This window comes from Acinetobacter sp. YH16052 (assembly GCF_013417155.1).
GTDB lineage: Bacteria > Pseudomonadota > Gammaproteobacteria > Pseudomonadales > Moraxellaceae > Acinetobacter.
In genome coordinates this window covers 1-19,070 of record NZ_VPEO01000029.1, presented here as the reverse complement: position 1 = coordinate 19,070, position 19,070 = coordinate 1, and the positions used below count along the sequence as shown (strand labels likewise).

The 19,070-nt window shown below is 43.2% G+C and carries 21 protein-coding genes; 8 read left to right on the top strand and 13 right to left on the bottom strand.

Annotated elements, in window-relative coordinates:
• Positions 1–395: 395 nt before the first annotated feature.
• The 3 genes from FTV42_RS14220 to FTV42_RS14210 are packed head-to-tail and all read right to left on the bottom strand — an operon-like array spanning position 396 to position 3,208.
• Positions 396–1,472, bottom strand: a complete 1,077-nt coding sequence (locus tag FTV42_RS14220; RefSeq protein WP_180039110.1) for a DUF6670 family protein — start codon at positions 1,470–1,472, stop codon at positions 396–398.
• A gap of 18 nt (positions 1,473–1,490) precedes the next feature.
• On the bottom strand, positions 1,491–2,312 hold the full coding sequence (gene pssA, locus FTV42_RS14215; protein WP_004732196.1) for a CDP-diacylglycerol--serine O-phosphatidyltransferase: 822 nt from the start codon (positions 2,310–2,312) through the stop codon (positions 1,491–1,493).
• Between the two features lie 38 nt (positions 2,313–2,350).
• Positions 2,351–3,208: a 23S rRNA (adenine(2030)-N(6))-methyltransferase RlmJ gene (locus FTV42_RS14210; RefSeq protein ID WP_004281423.1), complete on the bottom strand. Its 858-nt coding sequence runs from the start codon at positions 3,206–3,208 to the stop codon at positions 2,351–2,353.
• A 117-nt stretch (positions 3,209–3,325) separates the two neighbouring features.
• Between FTV42_RS14210 and FTV42_RS14205 the strand changes: the two genes are divergently transcribed.
• Together FTV42_RS14205 and FTV42_RS14200 are read left to right on the top strand one after the other, a co-directional pair.
• A complete protein-coding gene (locus FTV42_RS14205; protein ID WP_180039109.1) occupies positions 3,326–3,928 on the top strand; it encodes a 2OG-Fe(II) oxygenase in 603 nt (200 codons plus the stop codon).
• A gap of 70 nt (positions 3,929–3,998) precedes the next feature.
• Positions 3,999–4,526 (top strand): hypothetical protein, encoded by a 528-nt coding sequence (locus FTV42_RS14200; RefSeq protein WP_004281425.1) that lies wholly within the window; start codon positions 3,999–4,001, stop codon positions 4,524–4,526.
• A 90-nt stretch (positions 4,527–4,616) separates the two neighbouring features.
• On the opposite strand, the gene FTV42_RS14195 is transcribed toward FTV42_RS14200, so the two are convergent.
• The 6 genes from FTV42_RS14195 to FTV42_RS14170 all read right to left on the bottom strand — a co-directional run bounded on the left by FTV42_RS14195 (position 4,617) and on the right by FTV42_RS14170 (position 9,504).
• A complete protein-coding gene (locus tag FTV42_RS14195) occupies positions 4,617–4,874 on the bottom strand; it encodes a DUF2789 family protein (protein ID WP_004645106.1) in 258 nt (85 codons plus the stop codon).
• Positions 4,875–4,989: 115 nt separating this feature from the next.
• Positions 4,990–5,244 carry a DUF2789 family protein gene (locus FTV42_RS14190; RefSeq protein ID WP_180039108.1) on the bottom strand — a complete coding sequence of 85 codons (255 nt, stop codon included), beginning with the start codon at positions 5,242–5,244 and terminating at the stop codon, positions 4,990–4,992.
• Between the two features lie 51 nt (positions 5,245–5,295).
• Entirely contained in the window at positions 5,296–5,574 is a 279-nt protein-coding gene (locus FTV42_RS14185; RefSeq protein ID WP_004645104.1) for a DUF2789 family protein, read from the bottom strand.
• A gap of 170 nt (positions 5,575–5,744) precedes the next feature.
• On the bottom strand, positions 5,745–6,731 hold the full coding sequence (locus tag FTV42_RS14180; RefSeq protein WP_180039107.1) for a malate dehydrogenase: 987 nt from the start codon (positions 6,729–6,731) through the stop codon (positions 5,745–5,747).
• A 167-nt stretch (positions 6,732–6,898) separates the two neighbouring features.
• Positions 6,899–7,537, bottom strand: a complete 639-nt coding sequence (locus tag FTV42_RS14175) for a ribonuclease I (RefSeq protein WP_373683237.1) — start codon at positions 7,535–7,537, stop codon at positions 6,899–6,901.
• Between the two features lie 32 nt (positions 7,538–7,569).
• A complete protein-coding gene (locus tag FTV42_RS14170) occupies positions 7,570–9,504 on the bottom strand; it encodes a lytic transglycosylase domain-containing protein (protein ID WP_180039111.1) in 1,935 nt (644 codons plus the stop codon).
• Between the two features lie 334 nt (positions 9,505–9,838).
• Here FTV42_RS14170 and miaB point away from each other — a divergent pair, with 334 nt between their 5' ends.
• Genes miaB through ybeY form a run of 3 tightly spaced genes read left to right on the top strand, consistent with a single transcriptional unit; the run spans position 9,839 to position 12,915 of the window.
• Positions 9,839–11,296, top strand: a complete 1,458-nt coding sequence (miaB, locus tag FTV42_RS14165; RefSeq protein WP_005108632.1) for a tRNA (N6-isopentenyl adenosine(37)-C2)-methylthiotransferase MiaB — start codon at positions 9,839–9,841, stop codon at positions 11,294–11,296.
• 37 nt (positions 11,297–11,333) lie between these two features.
• The gene (locus FTV42_RS14160) at positions 11,334–12,410 is read left to right on the top strand and encodes a PhoH family protein (RefSeq protein WP_004732214.1); all 1,077 of its coding nucleotides are present in this window, start codon (positions 11,334–11,336) and stop codon (positions 12,408–12,410) included.
• A 22-nt stretch (positions 12,411–12,432) separates the two neighbouring features.
• Positions 12,433–12,915, top strand: a complete 483-nt coding sequence (gene ybeY, locus FTV42_RS14155) for an rRNA maturation RNase YbeY (RefSeq protein ID WP_005248173.1) — start codon at positions 12,433–12,435, stop codon at positions 12,913–12,915.
• Between the two features lie 184 nt (positions 12,916–13,099).
• On the opposite strand, the gene FTV42_RS14150 is transcribed toward ybeY, so the two are convergent.
• Positions 13,100–13,957 (bottom strand): energy transducer TonB, encoded by an 858-nt coding sequence (locus FTV42_RS14150; RefSeq protein WP_171260775.1) that lies wholly within the window; start codon positions 13,955–13,957, stop codon positions 13,100–13,102.
• Positions 13,958–14,220: 263 nt separating this feature from the next.
• Here FTV42_RS14150 and FTV42_RS14145 point away from each other — a divergent pair, with 263 nt between their 5' ends.
• From FTV42_RS14145 to FTV42_RS14135, 3 genes are all read left to right on the top strand, one after another.
• The gene (locus FTV42_RS14145; protein ID WP_180039106.1) at positions 14,221–14,907 is read left to right on the top strand and encodes a hypothetical protein; all 687 of its coding nucleotides are present in this window, start codon (positions 14,221–14,223) and stop codon (positions 14,905–14,907) included.
• Positions 14,908–15,066: 159 nt separating this feature from the next.
• Complete coding sequence (locus FTV42_RS14140) at positions 15,067–15,780, top strand: DUF3108 domain-containing protein (protein ID WP_071850839.1); 714 nt, start codon at positions 15,067–15,069, stop codon at positions 15,778–15,780.
• An 88-nt stretch (positions 15,781–15,868) separates the two neighbouring features.
• Positions 15,869–16,444, top strand: coding sequence for a xanthine phosphoribosyltransferase (locus FTV42_RS14135; RefSeq protein ID WP_114542092.1), 576 nt, complete (start codon positions 15,869–15,871; stop codon positions 16,442–16,444).
• A gap of 313 nt (positions 16,445–16,757) precedes the next feature.
• On the opposite strand, the gene FTV42_RS14130 is transcribed toward FTV42_RS14135, so the two are convergent.
• The 3 genes from FTV42_RS14130 to FTV42_RS17400 form a co-directional block, all read right to left on the bottom strand.
• A complete protein-coding gene (locus tag FTV42_RS14130) occupies positions 16,758–17,432 on the bottom strand; it encodes a hypothetical protein (RefSeq protein WP_180039105.1) in 675 nt (224 codons plus the stop codon).
• Between the two features lie 84 nt (positions 17,433–17,516).
• The gene (locus FTV42_RS14125) at positions 17,517–18,722 is read right to left on the bottom strand and encodes a CsgG/HfaB family protein (protein WP_180039104.1); all 1,206 of its coding nucleotides are present in this window, start codon (positions 18,720–18,722) and stop codon (positions 17,517–17,519) included.
• A complete protein-coding gene (locus tag FTV42_RS17400) occupies positions 18,716–19,036 on the bottom strand; it encodes a hypothetical protein (protein ID WP_373683238.1) in 321 nt (106 codons plus the stop codon). Before FTV42_RS17400 ends, FTV42_RS14125 begins: the two co-directional genes overlap by 7 nt.
• Between the last annotated feature and the right edge of the window lie 34 nt (positions 19,037–19,070).

Here is a 19,070-nt window from a genome sequence, read left to right as displayed (position 1 = left end):
TTCTGACAAATATTTCTCAAATAAACTTCGAGTAATTTCTACCATCAATCAATGAAAATAATTTCGATCAATCAACCAGTAAAAATCCACACAAGTTGTTCTTCATAATCTCTTAATGATCTTCTTGTTGGTTCGTCACCAGCAAGCTAGGTCGGCTATATTACTCTCTATCTCTAGAAAGTCAACCAGTAATGAAAACTATTTTTAAACTTTCTTTCTAAAACCCAACTCAATCAATCTTAACTAAGTCACTGTTTTATCAGAAGTTTTAATCTTCATCACCGCCGATGGATGTGCATTCTACAGCATTCCCGACCCAATACAACCCCTATTTTTAAATAATTCAGCAAAATCATCACGATTGTTTATTTATTCTACAAAAATCGCGATTTTTTTCATTTCTTGAGCATTAAAGGGACTGAATTGGATAAATGACTTAATCTTTTTTCAGTTTTATTCTGTTCCTGAAAGCGTAAAGGCCGGCAATCTATATATTCACAATAACCCCCTTCCCCATTTTCAGTTTCTTCATTTATTTTCACTTGATAACTAAAACTTCCTACATAGCCCGCTGCCAGGCCAAATTTAAAATCTCCACGACTTTGACCTTGTACCCAGATACAAGTACCGTCTGCATTTTCATAACACCATTCAAATTCGCGCGGCAAATACATACTTTGCCGATTGGGTGTCGTGACACACGGATAAACACGATGAACTTTAAAATAAACTTTTCGATCGAACATTTGGGTCCGCATGTTTTTTAAATCACGGAGATATATCCGCGACTGAACAATACGATTAAAACCATCCCGAATCTGCGCCAACAACAGTTGCCTCTTTTCACTGAGATTAATAATTTGATAAGTCAGGAAGGCCAAAGGTAGATAAGGAAAGTTAAAACTCCGCGCGTATTCAAAGCTTCCAAGACCATCGATCGTATATTGCTGCGCTTTATAGTTCACCGTTCCCTGACAATGACATAGCAAAGACCAGTGATCTGCCAAGGAAAACCGCATTTGGGTAAAATGAGAAATCAGTTGAGTGGTTTGAATATTTAAATCAAAACTGAGTTCCGAGTCAGAACGCTGCAAACGAAAATTTGGAAAACTTCCGCTCAATTGCTCCCGATCCAGAAACTGAAACAGACCTGATTTAAAATGACAGTCCTGCTTGACCGAGTAGTGATGTAATTGCCCCACCATATGCGGACTCGAACTGCAAATCACGGTGGCGGTATCTAAGGCTGTGGTTTCGATTGCGCTCGGGTTTGACAGCATGGGTGCATTGGGTTGCCCGATAATACTCATAAAGTTTAAATAATAGAGCGGTGCCGGAAGCCCGGGGATCATCAAACCTTGATGAATAATTTTATATTTTGAGGTAGGACCATGATAGGCGGGATAGCGCGAAACAGCAGGAGTCTGATTTAGCTGTTTCGAACGATCTAGAAAATCTTGAAGAAACCGCATCTCAGACTCCTTATATTTTTATAATGTACTCGATCTTTTTGCCATAAAGGTGGTGATAAAACCAGACAAGGCATAGAGAATAGAAATGACCAGAATGCCGACAGGAATATTATAAGTCATCGCTGCAAAGACGAATACGGCAATTGGTAGGACAAAAAATGGAACCCGTTTACGTTCTACAGTTTTAAATGAATAGTATTTGATATTGGAAATCATCAACAAGCCCACCGCAATAATGACCACTGCATTAATGACCTGAAGAGAAGGTTCACGAATATCAAAGATTTCTGGAAAATCCAGACCGACCCAGACCAATGACACAATCATGATGGCAGCCAGAGGACTTGCCACACCAATAAAATAACGTTTATCGACCACACCAATCTGTACATTGAAACGCGCCAGACGGAACGCAGCACAAGCAGTATAAACAAAGCATGCTGCCAGACCGATTCGGCCCAAATCGCTTAAGCCCCAGCTATACATTAAAATAGCGGGAGCTACACCAAAAGCCAGCATGTCAGAAAGCGAGTCAAACTGTTCACCGAACGGACTTTGTGCACCAATCGCACGTGCCACACGGCCATCCAATCCATCCAGTAATGCCGCAATAAAGATCGCATAAATCGCTTGTTGAAAATCACCATTCATACTGGCAATAATCGAATAGAAACCTGACAACAACGCTGCCGTTGTAATCAGGTTCGGCCATAGATAGATGCCTCGACGCTTAACTTTTTGCCCTTCCTGGGTATGCTCCTCTTCTTCTACCTCAAAGGTGATGCCATCAAAAGGCACTTCAGTTGAAGAGTCGCGTTCCGGTTTGCTTATATTTGTCATTCTTGTCGATCCTAGCTATGACCTGATCTTTAAAAAAATTACTCGCCCACTAACCAGCGAACTGCAGCGTGACCACCATTTTCACTCATGCGAAGATGCGGGAATAACCACTGTAGTGCTTCATCTGCATCTTCAGAGAATTTCCAAGGTGGGTTAATCACCAGCAAACCACAACCGTTCAAGCCTACTGGGGTATCATCCGGCCATACACAGACTTCACACACCAGTTGACGGCGGATACCGGTCTTGAACATTTTTTTCTCGAAGCGTTCGATCATGGCACGGTCTTTAATTGGATACCAAACGGCGAATACACCTGTCGGCCATTTCTTATACGCGGCAACCAGCAGCTCAACCAACTGCGGGAAATCTTTACGCTCCAGTTCATATGGCGGATCGATCATCACCAGACCACGTTTTTCTTTCGGTGGAATGACAGCTAACAAACCTTCGTATGCATCACGTTCATGCAAACCGGCACGCTTGTCAAAAATATTATGACGAAGTTGCTGGAATACATCACGCTGCATTTCAAAAATGGTCGCTTTATCAATCTCGCGCATACCTTCCAGGGCAAACCACGGTGAACCCGGATAAGCACCCTTACCAAAGTTTTCACGCATGTTTTCAACAATTTTCAAGTATTGTTGTACGCCTTCAGGTGCATTACGCTTGATCGAATCATCCAGCTTAATAAGACGATGAATACCGTTTAAAAACTCACCTGATTTTTGCGCTTCGGCAGTCGACAAATCATATTTACCTGCACCACCATGTGTATCTACATAGCGATAAGGTTTGTCTTTTGCATTCAGTCGAGTCAACAACTGAAGCAATAAAACGTGCTTCATGACATCGGCAAAGTTGCCTGCGTGGTAAGAGTGACGGTAATTCATGTTTCAATTATTCCTAAGATCAATTGCTATTTTAACATGAAAAACTATTTCGTTCAGAAACGATTATTGCACTAAAATAGCGGACCTTTTTTTATCACACTATCGAGAATTGAAAAAATGGAAGCAGTTATCATCCCAGGGGATTGGAATGTTGATCAAATCTTAGATGATTTAGATCAACATGGCTTTAGTATTGTTGACGATGCGTACTCTAGCGAATATCAACATGCTGTGAGTCAAGAATGCTTAAGCCACTTAAACGAATTTCGTAATGCAGCCATTCAAAATGGCGTCGTTAACAACATCCGTAGTGATCATATTCTTTGGTTACAACCTGAATTTCAAATTTCCCACCGACACATCCAAACCCTTCAACAATTTTCTCAAATTTTAAACCGCACGTTTTATTTAGGCATCAAAGATGTCGAAGCACATTTCGCTTGCTATCACGCGGGTGAGTTCTATGCCCTGCACCGCGACAATCCTCAAGATAAAAATGGCCGGATGATTTCCAGTGTGTATTATTTACATGAACAATGGCAGAAGGACTGGGGCGGTGAACTGCGCCTGCAGGACAAACATGGCCAGTGGCATATTATCCAGCCAAAACCAAACCGAATGGCGCTGTTCCAGAGCGATTTATTACATGAAGTTTTAATCTCTAAACAGCAACGTCTATCTATTACCGCCTGGCTAAGAAGTGATACCTCACTGCTCTAAGACGCGCTGCCGCTTTAAATTTTAATTTTTAACCTCATATAGCCATTATTGAGAAATGAGGATTGCGTTGATGCGATTAACAACCAAACAGATTATTCAACGTCTGGGTGAAACTGACCAATTGTATTTAAAAGGCAATACGCCGGAATTAACGCTTGAACGCGCTGATCTTCGTTTACAGCTGGTGACTTTAAGTGAACTGCGTCAGGAACAGCGACATTTCCTGCAAGAAGCCGTAGTGTTGCTGGAACAAGGCCGGGTAGAATTTGAAGAAATGCCGCTGCGCATGTATATCAACCTATCTTTGCATCTGGCCAAGGCTTATATGATGTTTTTTGAATTGACCAAAGAGCACCATTTCGCCCTGATTACTCAGCAAATTTTAAAGCCAATGGCCAGTTATGAACATGGGGACATTTATTTCTTTCTGGCCTATGCCAGTGCCAGTAAAAATGAGCCGGCCCTGACCCGCCACTGGTTAGGTAAATACACTACCACTGCCGAATTTGAGCTGGAATTATTACAGCAGCATCATGCATTTAATGATTATCGTCAGCACGAATGGTTTAACAAAATATTAAAAAGCAAAATGCATTAAGCCAAAGAACAAAAACGCCTCAAATGAGGCGTTTTTTAATACAAGCTATATCATCTTATTTTAAATATCAGAAAAATATAGGAAAAATGATCAAGCAGGTTGACGTCTATAAGCGTCCATGTGCAGTTGCTGATTCAGTTCATCGACCCAAATTGCCCAATCATCATCTTGTACCAAATGGCTGATTAATAAAGAACGCTGGGCTTTATTCCAGAATGGCGCATCATGCAAGGACAGCCCTGCTGGCAGTTGATGGGTGCGTACATACAATTCAATAGCCGCAGGACTATTGGCGAGACCGAGCTGAGAAAACAAGAGCTCTAAGGATGGTTGGTTCTTTGCGAGCATCGCGCCCTCCTTATATCAGATAAATTGTAATTATTTATAGATCTAACTTATAAGATAAGACAAAAAAAACCTAGTCCTTTGACTAGGTTTGTTGTTTCTTTTTGTATGAATGCATTTAAACGCTTTGTTTGTCGCTTTCCACATGTAAAAGCTGATTTAACTTGTCAATAATGACAATCCATTCATCATCTTGGTGCCAGTGTTCACGCAGGAAGGCACTTTGTCCCTCACTCCAGAATTCGGCATCCGGTAATGCCACTTCAGATGGCAATTGATGGGTATGGGTAAACTGAGTAATTGAGGCTTCATCAGAAGGCAAACCCAATTGTTCAAATAATAATTCTAAAGTTAACTGTTGTTCCATAAGCATAAATAGTCTCCATCGTAGCGTTAAATTATGAGAGTGTTGAGATTCGAATTCTTAGGTTGATTTATGGCTCGGTATGTCACAGGAACCTGAACCCTCTGCCTCAATATGTAATTGTTCATTTAACACATCGACAAAAATGGCCCAGTCATCATCTTTCTTCCAGTGACTGATCAGAAAGTCATGCTGTGATTTACTCCAAAAAGGAGCTTTATGCAGTGGCACATCCATACCAATTTGATGCGTGCTAATAAACTCGTCAATCGCTTCCGGACTCGAATCCAAACCCAATTGTTCAAAGAAAAGTTCGAAGGTGGCGCGTTGCTCTAACATCTGAACCTCCATCTTTTTATCTATAATCTTGTTTCTACCTTAGATGGCTCATAGCGAAAACTCAGTTGTCTCTCCTTCACAGCTTGTTATTTTTTGTTGATTAAAGTGAGTGATATAAAAAAAGCACCCCAAATGGAGTGCTTTTTTCAACTTAATCTATTCAGATCAAATTATTTAAGCATGTCAGCAATTGCTGCGCGCTCTTCTTCAAGTTCGTTCAACGTGAAGTTGATACGCTCTTGACTGAATTCGTCGATTTCTAGGCCTTGAACGATTTTGTATTCACCGTTTTCAGTTGTTACAGGGAAACCGAACATTACGCCCTCAGGAATACCGTAAGAACCGTCAGAAGGAATACCCATTGTTACCCATTCGCCGTTTGTGCCAAGAGCCCAATCGCGCATATGGTCGATTGCAGCGTTAGCAGCAGAAGCAGCAGAAGACAAACCACGTGCTTCGATGATCGCAGCACCACGTTTACCAACAGTCGGAAGGAATGTATTTGCATTCCATTCTTGGTCGTTGATCATGTCTTTAACGCTTTCGCCGTTAATTGTTGCAAAACGGTAGTCAGCATACATGGTTGGAGAGTGGTTACCCCAAACTGTAAGATTTTTGATGTCTTTAACCGCTTTACCAGTTTTAGCAGCAATTTGAGATGCAGCACGGTTGTGGTCAAGACGTAACATTGCAGTGAAGTTTTTCGCTGGGAGATCTGGAGCAGATTTCATTGCGATGTAAGCATTCGTGTTTGCAGGGTTACCAACAACTAGAACTTTAACGTCACGGCTCGCAACTTCGTTCAATGCTTGACCTTGACCAATGAAGATTTCACCGTTCACTTTAAGCAGGTCAGCACGTTCCATACCTGGACCACGTGGACGTGAACCAACTAGAAGCGCGTAGTCAGCATCTTTAAATGCAACTTTAGGATCATCAGTACCGATCATGTCTTCTAGTAATGGGAATGCACAATCTTGAAGCTCCATCATTACGCCTTTAAGCGCTTGCTGAGCTTTCTCAAAAGGAACTTCGAGCAATTGCAAAACCACTGGTTGATCTTTACCTAGCATTTCGCCGCTTGCGATACGGAATAATAGGCTGTAACCAATTTGACCTGCAGCGCCAGTAACGGCAACACGAACTGCTTGCTTCATCTAATTATCTCCAATTGAGGATATTCAATGCGATTAAATAGTTAGTATTTAATCTAATAATCGTAAACGCGAAAGATTGTACTCCAATCCTTTGCCAGATGCATATAAAAGAGGACGGATTTCACCTAAAGTCTGATAGGAAATATAAATTAAATCGGCAAAAAAGCTCAGTATGTTCCTTTTATTGTGACAGTTTTTGGGCATGTATTAATAATGTTGGCAGGACAGGATTTGTAATTGCCATTGGGGCGATAACAGACCTTGATCGAGGTAAGCACGCTAGCTGACTGAGTCTGCTGGCAGTTGAATCGCAAGGCATTGCCCGGTAATTGCGGATTAATTTTCAGGAATTTGGCTCGCAATGTATCGACAGAAATCGTGATATTTTCCTGTTCCGTTAGTTCCGCAGGCACTTTAAGACGATCTGCATAATTGATAATCGTCCGGAAATACTGACTGGCATTCATCGGCACGCAGCCACCGATATTGCGCCATAAAATTGTCCGGGTATTGTCATCCGGCATGATCCTGGCCACTACCTTGGACTGCAGTGGTGACAGTTTCGCAGAGCTATTGGTCGTGCAATTTTGTGATGTGGTCTGAGGATATAAGCCGGAGATATTCAGCGAATAACCTTCCAGACATTTTCGCTTCTTGGCATATTCCGGGTACAAGCTACATAAGGCCGGGACCATTTGTACATCCATGACATAGTCTGTTGGTGCAGCAAAGGCTGCCTGACTGCTGGCCAATACTACAAGCGCAACCGATCCAGCCCAGACTCGACGATCCTTCATTATTTTCATGAATAAATCACCATCCCCCAATAATTTTAATTTTATTGTGTATTACGTAATGGTATCAGTTGCATGCGTTTACCCACTGACTGTGCCCCCTGTCCTAACAAGATACCGTAATGCGTGGCATTGGTCATGACATGTTTCACATAATCTCGGGTTTCAAGTAAAGGAATACTTTCAGTATATTGATCTGCGGCAATCCCCTGAAATTCTGGCTGCCAGCGGCGGGCACGGTTTGGGCCAGCATTATAACCTGCCGTTGCCAGCACCGGACTATCGCTGAGCTGACGCTGAATCGTAGATAAATAGAATGTTCCGTAGCGAATATTGGTATTCATATCGGTGAGTGCCGCCGGGTTATAAGCTTCACCCATTTGACGTGCCACCAGCTTGGCCGTGTCCGGCATAATCTGCATCAGACCACCCGCACCTACATGTGAACGTGCCACAGTATTGAAACGGCTTTCCTGACGCATCAACCCGTAGGCCCAGGCTGGATCTATGCCGGCATTACGACTATGGCTGACCACGTAATTCTGATGTGGCATTGGAAAACGATAATTGTAGTTATGTTTGTTCGCGGTACGGTCGGCAGCATAAATGGCCCGATCATGCCAACCCATGTCCATGGCACGCTTTGCCGCAGCCAGCAACAGGTCATCATCTTTCTTCAGATAAGCCTGACGTACTGCCCAGTTCCATTCACGGTTAATGTAGTTCTCTGGGGCGCTGATATTACGTAAAGTGAAAGCACGGCGGAAATGAATATCCTGATTCAAGCGCTGCATAGCCTGATTGGATGGCTGTGCCGGGGTTGGTGTACTCGCGGTCACCTGCCCCAGCTTGTCGCGTGCCAAAAGATTGTGATAGTCATCTCCGATCGCCAGCTTACGATAAATACTTTCTGCTGCCTGCTTGGAAGCACGGTCAGCACGTTGTTCACTAGCACGAGCCAGCCAATATTGCCAGCGATCTTCCTGCTTCTGGTTGACGCTCATGCTGTCAATCGCACGAATCAGGCTTTCCCAGGCACTAAAACGAATCGCCTGACGCGCATAAATCTCGGCTTCTTCCGGGCTAAATGGCAGACCATAGCTGGCATCTAGCGCATTTAACACTTCCCGGTTGAAGTTGTTTTTCATGACTGTGGTACCACCGATATAACCGACAGCACGATATAAGGCGCGTTGTACCTGTACTGGTGTACCTTCCGCGGTCCGCTTGACGATAGACAAAGCTGAGTCCAAATCGCTATCGGCCAGACGTCCCAGCGCATAAATCAGATAGGCATGCTCTGCCGCAGTACTTTTAGGCGCAGACCACAAATAATTAGTGGGATTGGCCTGAATCGAATTCAGTTGTGCCAGAGACAGATTTAGACCAATGCCTTGCGCTGTCGCAATGGCCTGACCTGACTGTCCGGCACGAAGTTGTCCCCAGAGTCGCTGCTGACGGTCTTCTGAGGTCATGAGTGGACTGGATAGCATCATCCGGCCTAAACCAGTACAAGAATCGGGTTGGCTATTGGTGGTTAACCATACTTCTTTAAACTCGGCATAGACCAGTTCATCGCCAGCTTTGGCGCGCACTTGTGCCACTGCACAGGCTTCGGCAGGATCAGCATTGGTTACATAAGGCAATACCGGTTGAGCAGTACTAAAGTCTGCCATTTTTACCTTTTCTTCGACATAGTCTGCTGCCAGCTTTTCAGCCATGGCGGATTGAGGGTAACGCTGGGCAAAACTGATAATCTGACTAACAGGCTGCATGGCAAGATTCTGGTTTAAAATCCAGTATTCCGGATAATAGCCCAAGGCATCATTCTGCATAGACAGACGATATTGCTGTAACAGTTCAGTATTACCTGCATTGGCTGCACGCAAGGCATCATTAAATTGTTCTTCTGCTGCCTGTGTACTCGCTGAACAGATACATGCCACACTTAAAGTAATTAATTTATAGTATTTATACATAGTTTTAGTGTGTTTCAACATCCCTTTGCCTTCTATCATCGATTTTATGCTTTGCCCATGTTGCATATCATAAGAGCTAGTTTGAAGATTATAACCAACTCTATTGTTCAGTTATGTAACCTTATGATTAAGCAATATTAATCTACAGACAATTTTTGCCCATAAATCAATATTTTTCCACAGTTAATTTGGGCTATAAGTTTAAGCGACTTTCCTGCTAAAATATGCGCCTTTCCAAGATTTCAGTCTGTGAATTGAATTTTTATTCACCTGTTTGATGCATCAATCAGGCTGTTCGTTCACTCTTTCAACGTATTACCTTGTAGGAGCCTACATGACGGTTCAAACCTTCATTCCGAATGGTGCCCCAGCTGCCTCAGAAAACACTGTTACCCAGCCAGCGCACACCCCTGTTAGCGATGCTTCAGTCAAGAAACTGTACATCGAAACACAAGGGTGTCAGATGAATGAGTACGACAGTCACCGTATGGCAGACCTGTTAGGCGATTCTCATGGCTATGTGCTGACCACCGATCCTAAAGATGCCGATATTCTGCTGATGAATACCTGCTCGATCCGTGAAAAAGCCCAAGAGAAAGTATTCTCCGAGCTAGGCCGCTGGCGTAAGCTTAAAGATAAAAATCCTGATCTGATTATTGGTGTTGGTGGTTGTGTGGCGTCTCAGGAAGGCGACAACATCCAGAAACGTGCCAATTATGTCGATATGATTTTTGGTCCACAAACCCTGCACCGTTTGCCGCAAATGCTGGATCAGCATTTTGAGCAGATCGAAAAGCCGAAAAAAGAAAAAATCAAACTGGTGGATATTTCCTTCCCCGATATCGAGAAATTCGACTTTCTGCCAGAACCGCGTGTTGAAGGCTATAAAGCCTTTGTTTCGATTATGGAAGGCTGTTCTAAATACTGTTCTTTCTGTGTGGTGCCGTATACGCGTGGTGAAGAAGTGTCTCGTCCACTAGATGATGTACTGGCTGAAATTGCGGGTTTGGCAGAAAAAGGCGTACGTGAAATTTCACTTTTAGGTCAGAATGTAAACGGTTATCGCGGTGAAACTTTTGAAGGTAATATCTGTACCTTTGCCGATCTGTTACGTTTGGTTGCAGATATTCCGGGCATTGGCCGGATTCGCTATACTACCTCGCATCCACTGGAATTTAATGACGACCTGATCCAGTGTTATCGTGACCTGCCACAAATGGTTTCACATCTGCATCTGCCGGTACAAAGCGGTTCCAATGATGTGTTGCAAGCGATGAAGCGTAACCACACCATTGATGTCTATATCGAAAAGATTAAAAAGTTACGTGCAGTTCGCCCTGACATGCACCTATCTTCAGATTTTATCATTGGCTTCCCGGGTGAAACAGATGAAAACTTTGAAGAGACTTATCAGTTTATTCAGGATCTGGATTTCGACCATTCTTATAGTTTCATCTATTCAAAACGTCCGGGTACGCCTGCGGCAGAACTGGAAGATACGATCTCTGAAGATATCAAAAAAGAACGTCTGGCCAAAGTTCAGCAATGGATTAAGCGTTCAAGCATTGACAAGACGGATGCCATGCTCGGGACCATCCAGCGTGTACTGATCGAAAAAGTTTCTGATAAAGATCCGAATATTCTGGTCGGTACGGCGGACAATACCCGTTATGTTAACTTTATTGGTGACCCTGCCTGGGTAGGCCGCTTTGCCGAGATTGAAATTACCGAAATTAAAACTTTGAATTTAGTTTACGGTGAGCTCTTGAATCTTGAGCCTGACGTGGCGTAATGTAGAGCATATAACGCACACTTCATAAGGAACACTCTTGACTGCAGCGATTCGACGTACAGTAGCTTTTCCTGGAATTTCGATGGACCGTATACAAGCCATGTTAGGTGCCTATAACGGCCATTTGAAGCAAATTGAACAACGTTTAGACGTCAAAATCTCCCATCGTGGAGAAAGTTTTATTATTGATGGTGGAATCGATGCCGTTGAGAGAGCCGAAATGCTCTTGCAACGTCTTCATGAAGAATCTGAACATAGTCAGCAGATTAGTGCAGATACTTTACATCTGATGATTCAGGGCAGCCAGACTGACCGCGAGCTTCAGCAAGATCTGGATGATCAGGAACATACGGGGCTGGACAATGTCTGGCTGCAAACCCGTAAGGGCCGGATCAATCCGCGTGGTGCCAACCAGAAACGCTATGTACAGCGCATTCTGCAAAGTGATATTTCTTTTGGTATTGGCCCTGCCGGGACAGGTAAAACCTACCTCGCTGTTGCGGCTGCCGTGGACATGCTGGAGCGCAATGAAATCCAGCGTATTCTGCTGGTTCGTCCTGCAGTTGAAGCCGGCGAAAAACTTGGTTTCCTGCCGGGGGATTTAACCCAGAAAATCGATCCGTACTTACGTCCCTTGTATGACGCGCTGTATGAAATGCTCGGCTTTGAAAAAGTGGCCAAGTTGATTGAACGTCAGGTGATTGAAGTGGCTCCGCTTGCTTATATGCGTGGCCGTACCTTGAATCATTCTTTCGTGATTCTGGATGAAGCGCAGAATACCACCCCAGAACAGATGAAGATGTTCCTGACCCGCCTAGGTTTTGGTTCACGTGCCGTGATTACCGGCGACGTAACTCAGGTAGATTTACCGCGTGGTCAGCAATCCGGTCTGTCACATGCCTTGCGTGTGATTGATAAAATTCCTGAAATTCATATCACCCGTTTCCATTCGCGTGATGTGGTACGTCATCAGCTGGTACAGAAAATTGTCGAAGCCTACGAAGGCTGGGACAGTGAACAGCAGCGTTTAAGTGCTGAAGCACGTGCCGAACGTAAAGCACGTCAGGATGCCTTGATCGCTGAAAATGATGCTGCGGCAGACGCACAGCATTAAGCTTTAAACTTAAGGATTTGTGTTGAAACTTAGTCTTTCCTTACAACAGGACTTTCAGTCGCCTGAACTGGTACTGAAACGTGCCTATATTAAAAAGGTTGTAGAAACCACTTTACGTCATATCGGCACTCAGAGTAATTGCGAAATCGGAATTGCCTGTGTCGACAATGACGAAAGTCATAAACTGAATCTGGAATATCGAGGCAAGGACAAACCGACCAATGTCCTGTCTTTTCCGAGTGAACTTCCAGATGAAATGGCACAGTTTCTGGATGCATTTCCCATTGGTGATCTGGTGATCTGTATTCCGGTGGTATTACGTGAAGCGAGTGAACAGGGCAAAGCGCCTTTGACTCACTTTACCCATATGCTGGTTCATGGCACCTTGCACTTAATGGGCTATGATCATGAAAATTCAGATGAAGATGCAGAAGAAATGGAAGGCATTGAGATCGAGATTCTGGCCAAGCTGGGTTTTGAAAATCCTTATCTGGAACAGAACTAAAATTTGAATATTAAAAAAAGCGGACCAAGGCTCGCTTTTTTTTAATGAAAGTTGCCCTCCCTCTAACTCCCTCCCAGAGGGAGGGAGAACATTCATTAGAATCCTATGATTGTTAAACATTATAGATATAGTTCCCTCTCCTTATTAGGAGTGGGTTAGGGAGAGGTCTTGGTAAATATCAACTTTAACGCACTTCAAACTCCGCTTCTGCCGGGTCAAAACGCCAGGTACGAATCACTCGCAGTTCGGAAATTTCTTTCATTTTACTGTCGAAAGCACCAAATGGCGCTGCCTTACGCACGGAAGCTTTGGCTGCTTCATCCAGCATGGCATGTCCCGAACTGTCAATCAGTCGAATGGCACGAATTCCGCCATTCTGGTTCAGGATCACCATCAGCCGCACTTCCCCTGCCAGATTCTGCTGCTTGGCTGCTTCCGGATAGTAGCGGTTACCATAAAATTCCACTTTCTCGCGGAACTTTTCCAGATAGGCGGCCGAAACATCCTGCTTGGACTGAATACCATCCACAGTCTTAATTTTTTGCTGACGACTGAAATTTTGCTGACGCTGTAAATATTGCGCTTCCAGACTGGCGACCATGGCCGCTTTGGCCTGAAACTGGCTCTGTAATTGCTCCTGCATTTTTTTACGCTGATTTTCTTCCGCCTGCTTTTGCCAACTCAAGGTGGTCATCAGGACTTTTTCTTCAAAACTGAGTTCCTGTTGCTGTTGCAGCATATCCAGACTTTCTTGCAGTTCTTCGCCTGCATGTTGCTCCATTAACGGCGATGGCATATCACTCGACATGCGATGAGCTTCTCTAAACTGGCCGGAACCCTGCTGGTCCGTTTGGGCCAGAAAATCAGCATGCTCAATTTTTTCATCAGTCTGGCGCAAGCTGACCGCGATTTCTTTGGTACTGGTATCCCGATCTTGCGGCATACCAAATTCCAGTGTCAGCACGATCAAATGCAGAATGCCTGCGGCAAGCAACGCACTGCTAAACACTGGATCTTTCCACCAAGTTCTGACCAGAGGCATGAGTATCATCGTTTTTTCACATTCGCCTAAACTCAATAATGAGTTCAGCTCCCCAAAAAAGTATTTGAAAGATTAAAAATAAACGGATTCGTCATTTATCTTTTTAAAATGCCAAATCCATCAAATCTTCAACGTTACATAACTAAAACTATAAAAATGGTGCTATTTATTTTGCTAAACTTCAAGCATGAACGCTTGTATTTTTCATACAATTCGACAAGATACATCCCGAGTCAAAAATAAAGTTGCCAGGACGCTTCAGTATGCAAACGCTAATTTCCAATATTTCCAACCGAATCCGCCAAGTGTATCAGAGGGCGGAAGGATTTATTGAAGATGAGCGTGAATTTCCCCTATCGCAAGTCTTCCTAAATGCAACCTTTCAGCGCTTTGTCACAGACAATGTCGATGCATTGAAAGACTTACACGCAGATTTACATGAAGACTGGCTGCGTCTCTACGCAACACTGGATTATAAAGGCCTGATTGTCACTTTATCGGTTGATTTGAAACTGGTACAGATGGAACTGAATAAAACCACCCAGTTGATCGTGTTCGAGCAAATTAGTGATACCCAGCTGATTGAAGCCAAATATCCGAATATGCTGTATAAACTTGGCGTGCGTTTTGGCCTGTTCTTCTATCAACGTGTCTTGAATAAAGATCCTTTGGGAATGATTTTGGAAAAAGTGGGCGTGATTAAAGTCATCGATGACTTGCTTTATCTAGATTTAAATCGCTGGTTAGGTAAAAGCCGATCGGTCATTGATACCTTGGGCAAAGTTCATGTGAATCACGCAGTACTTCGTGAAGCCGAACTGGTGGTGATTGGTAATGTCAATCTGGCCGCCCTGTTTAGAAAACTTTCCCAAGATCAGGAAGAGAACTGGGATGAAGACAAGATGGATGACAACCGGGTCACCCCTATCAAACAGAAAGATCCTTCTTAAATCATGTCAAACGTAGTTTTTGAACAAAAGTTCCATAAAACTACATGAAATATACATTTTTGGCAGAAATATCCCTTCAACTTCCATATTTTGCCCAAATAATAAAGGGTGCAATAAATGATATTTTTTGCCCGTTTAACCAATATAGGAAAATAACTGATGGCGAAGACTGTATTCAAAACTTTAGTGATGACCACGGGTCTGAGCAGCGCGATACTGTTCACTGGTATTTCTAGCCAGGCTTTTGCCATGACTCCTTTTCAGGCCAGTTATCAATTTAGCTATAATGGCAAGAACATGGGTTCTGCAACACGGACTCTAAGTAAATCTGGCAATAACTGGACTTATGTCTTTGCTGCAAAAGCTGGAGGGATTGCCTCTGCAACCGAAACCAGCCGCTTTACTTTTAATAATGGCAAGATCGGCTCAAGCAGTTTCAGTCGCAGTAGTAAAGTATTGGTGCATAACAACACTATGAGTATTAATTTCAATCCTTCCAGCAAAACTATCAGTACCAAGAAAGATGATGAAAAACGTTCTTTTGCCTGGAGAGCAGATGTTCTGGATGAGTTGAATGCGGAATTGCAGATCCGTGAAGATTTAAAAAATTCAGGCCTGAAAGCAAATTACTACATCGCTGATGCTAAAGAAGTTGAAGGCCGCAAGTTTGTCAAACAGGGTTCAGAGACTATAAGTACCAAATACGGATCTTTTAATACCATTAAAGTGGTGATGAAACATAGCAAACCAGGTCGTGAAACCATTTTCTGGCTGGCACCAAAACTTGACTATCTTCCAGTCAAAGTTTCGCATGTCGACAAGAAAACCTCCTATGGTTTACTGTTAACTGACTATAAAGGTGCAAGCAACTAAGTTTTTGGCGAATTTCACTTGATTTTTTCCGGGTGCTTTTTACAATACGCTTTTGCTTGAAAAAGCACCTGCTCTTGAGGATTCTCCCGTGCATGCACTAGAACAGAAAATCTTGGCTGAAGGCATCGTCCTCTCTGAAGAAGTTTTGAAAGTAGACTCTTTCTTAAACCATCAGATTGATCCAGTCATGATGCAACTGATTGGTCAAGAATTTGCGCGTCTGTTTAAGGATGCTGGTATTACCAAAATTATTACGATTGAAGCATCAGGTATTGCACCTGCCGTAATGGCCGGCCTAGAGCTTGGCGTACCTGTGATCTTTGCACGTAAATACCAGTCTCTCACCCTGAAAGATGATTTATATCGTTCTAAAGTCTTTTCATTTACCAAACAGACTGAAAGCACAATCGCGATTTCAAATAAACACATCAGCTCAACCGATAAAGTTTTAGTGATCGATGATTTCCTGGCTAATGGTCAAGCGGCTTTAGGTCTTGCAGACCTGATCCACCAGGCAAATGCAGAAGTAGTCGGTATTGGCATTGTGATTGAAAAATCATTCCAGCCAGGTCGTGACTTGCTGCTTGAAAAAGGCTACCGTGTGGAATCACTGGCACGCGTGAAGTCTTTGGCAAATGGTACAGTTGAATTCGTTCGCGGCTAAGCTCGCCAATGAATTTCAAAAGAGCGCTGATGCGCTCTTTTTTTATTGCGTTTTTCTGATGATATAAATTTAAAGTATCCAAAACTCGGCTATAGCTCAGCCTAAATTCTTATTTATTCTTCCAGATTTGATCCTAGATAAATGACTTACTTTTAAGCGCCAAGCTATTCAATTTCTGAAATAGAGAGTATTAAACAATAAGTACTTTTTTTATCCGATGAATAAACAACAATTTATGTGGATGTTATTATAAAATAAAGAGGCCTAACTATCTGCCAATAGTTAGGCCTGTGTTTACCTCGAAAAAAAGAGTTTATTTAACAGTCACAGTGATACTACCGCTATTCACAGCACCGATAGCGGTAGTTGTGATGCTGTTGTTAATAGCAGTTTGAGTTCCTTCTGAAATAGCACTTACAGATGCATCAATAGCACCCGCATTATAAGCAATGTTCGCGACACTATAATTGCTTAAAGTTTCATTGATTTCCTCACTATAGTCAGTACTCAGTGTCGAACTTATAACTTCCGAGATATCTGAACTATCCGAAACCTCTGATAGCTCCTCTAGAGTTTCAGAATTATTAGTTGCACTGGTTACTGCACTGTAGTCGTAGTTATCCGTGGCATCTGATATGTCTGATACCACCTTATTGTAGCTACCCTGCTCAATACTGATACTACCTGTATTCGCGGCACCAATCGCAGTAGTTTCAATTGTACCTTCAATTGAACTAATGGCGTCTGGTGCTTCTCTTGTAGCTTCTGCAATTGCTTCTAAATCGACACTTGCATCAACATCACCTGTATTCACTGCAAGATTCAAAGCAGAACCATTTTCAACCTGCTGAGAAATAGAATCCAGGGTAGCTTGTAAGCCTGTATCTACGGTGACATCAGTAGGTGTTTCACCATCTTGGGCGTATGCCATACCTGCGCTAGACAGAAAGGCGACGGATAAAGCGATTGTTTTGATCGTATTTTTCATCGTTGTTCTTCCTACTTTTGTTTTGAAGTACCTCTCGCTAAGTACTCCTTCTTATAATGGGAGCGAGCCCATTTTTAAATATTCTTAATCACGTTGGGTGCTAGACCAGTAATTTTCGACCACATCAGGATTAACCTCCCATAGCGTTGTGGTTTTTTCATCTTCTTGTTCTTTAGCAGCTTCTTCTTGAGTATCTTTTTCTTCATTCTTTTCATTTGAAGAAGGTGGATGCTGCTTCTTGCTGATATATTTAATCAAGTCCTGTTTACTCATTTCAGGCTCTGCTTCAGGGTTTTGAATCACCTCGGACTCTTTCTGTTTAGGCGGTTTTGTATCTTTACTCGGGGAGTTGGTTAACTTATTTTTTTCATTGGATGAGTCTGCCTGGCTTGAGACTGACTCCTGAACAGCGCTACTTGAAGCTGTACTATTTTGTTGCTGGCTTTTCTTGTACTTATGCAGTGCCACAGAACTTCGGGTTAAGTTCAATTGACCGAACTCTGGCGGTATCTGCGCACGACAGCTTTCAAATACGGCGGGCGGGACGACCTGACTCAGCAATTCAAAAGTGGCCAGATTCAACATTTGGCGCAAGGCAAAGTTAGTTGCCTCCCGTTCTCCTTTTCCAATCTGAATGTTCAAGAGTGTACGTCCAGCGAATCTACCTGCACTCAAGCCATAATCCTGTGCAGCAATTTGCTTCTGCAATGAAACATTGCCCACGACTTTACTGCTACGGGTATCGGTCAAAGATAAATCCAGACCGACCATAATCCGGGTTTGACTATAATTCGGACCGACACCAGCGATCTGCATGTCAAAACCACCACCCGGAATAAAATCCAGACTGTTAATACTGCCTGTCACATAATAATCAGAGGCCTGGATTTGTCTGGGATCACGAATGCCCCACTTGGCTTCGCTTTCGATAATCCGGGGATCACGCCGGTTCATTAAGCTTACCCCTGCCTGAAACAAGGCAGATTGCACCATATCTCCCGCACCTTGGGTCACCATTTTTCCGCTGCCACCATTGGTAACTACATCCTTACCGGTTTGATCCAAAATTGCCCCTACGGAGAAACTCACATCACTACGTAATTGTCCTTTTAGGCAGGATAAAGCCATATCAAAAGGGGTAAAAATATCGGTAATTGGGGGGCCTTGTACCAGGCTAACTGGCTTCTTGTTTGAGGGCGCTAAACCCGTGCAGCCCGTTAAAAAAGAGCTGAAAAGGACAGTGGCGCTCATGAAAGATATATGTCTTCTGGTCGAGGAGAAATTCAGCATTGTGATTCTCCTGGTCTGTTACTTAAATTAAGACAGCGCTGAGGATTTTGGTTGGTGTTTGAATTGACTGGTGCTTCATTCAGCAATTCACTCGTAATATCAATATTGTTGTCTGTACCCTCTACATTGATATTGTTGGTCGGGGTATTTACCGTCCCTATGGAAGTGGTCGAGGTGCTATGAACAGTGGTTTTACCTAATCCGGAATAATAGTCTGACTCGGCTTTGTTGCACAAACCTATCTGTAAAGGCTTTTTCAGCGATATAATTTTCAAATGAAGAAGCCTACACAGAAAATCTACCGCACAACCAATTGGCCCGCATATAACCGAGCACTCATGAGTCGCG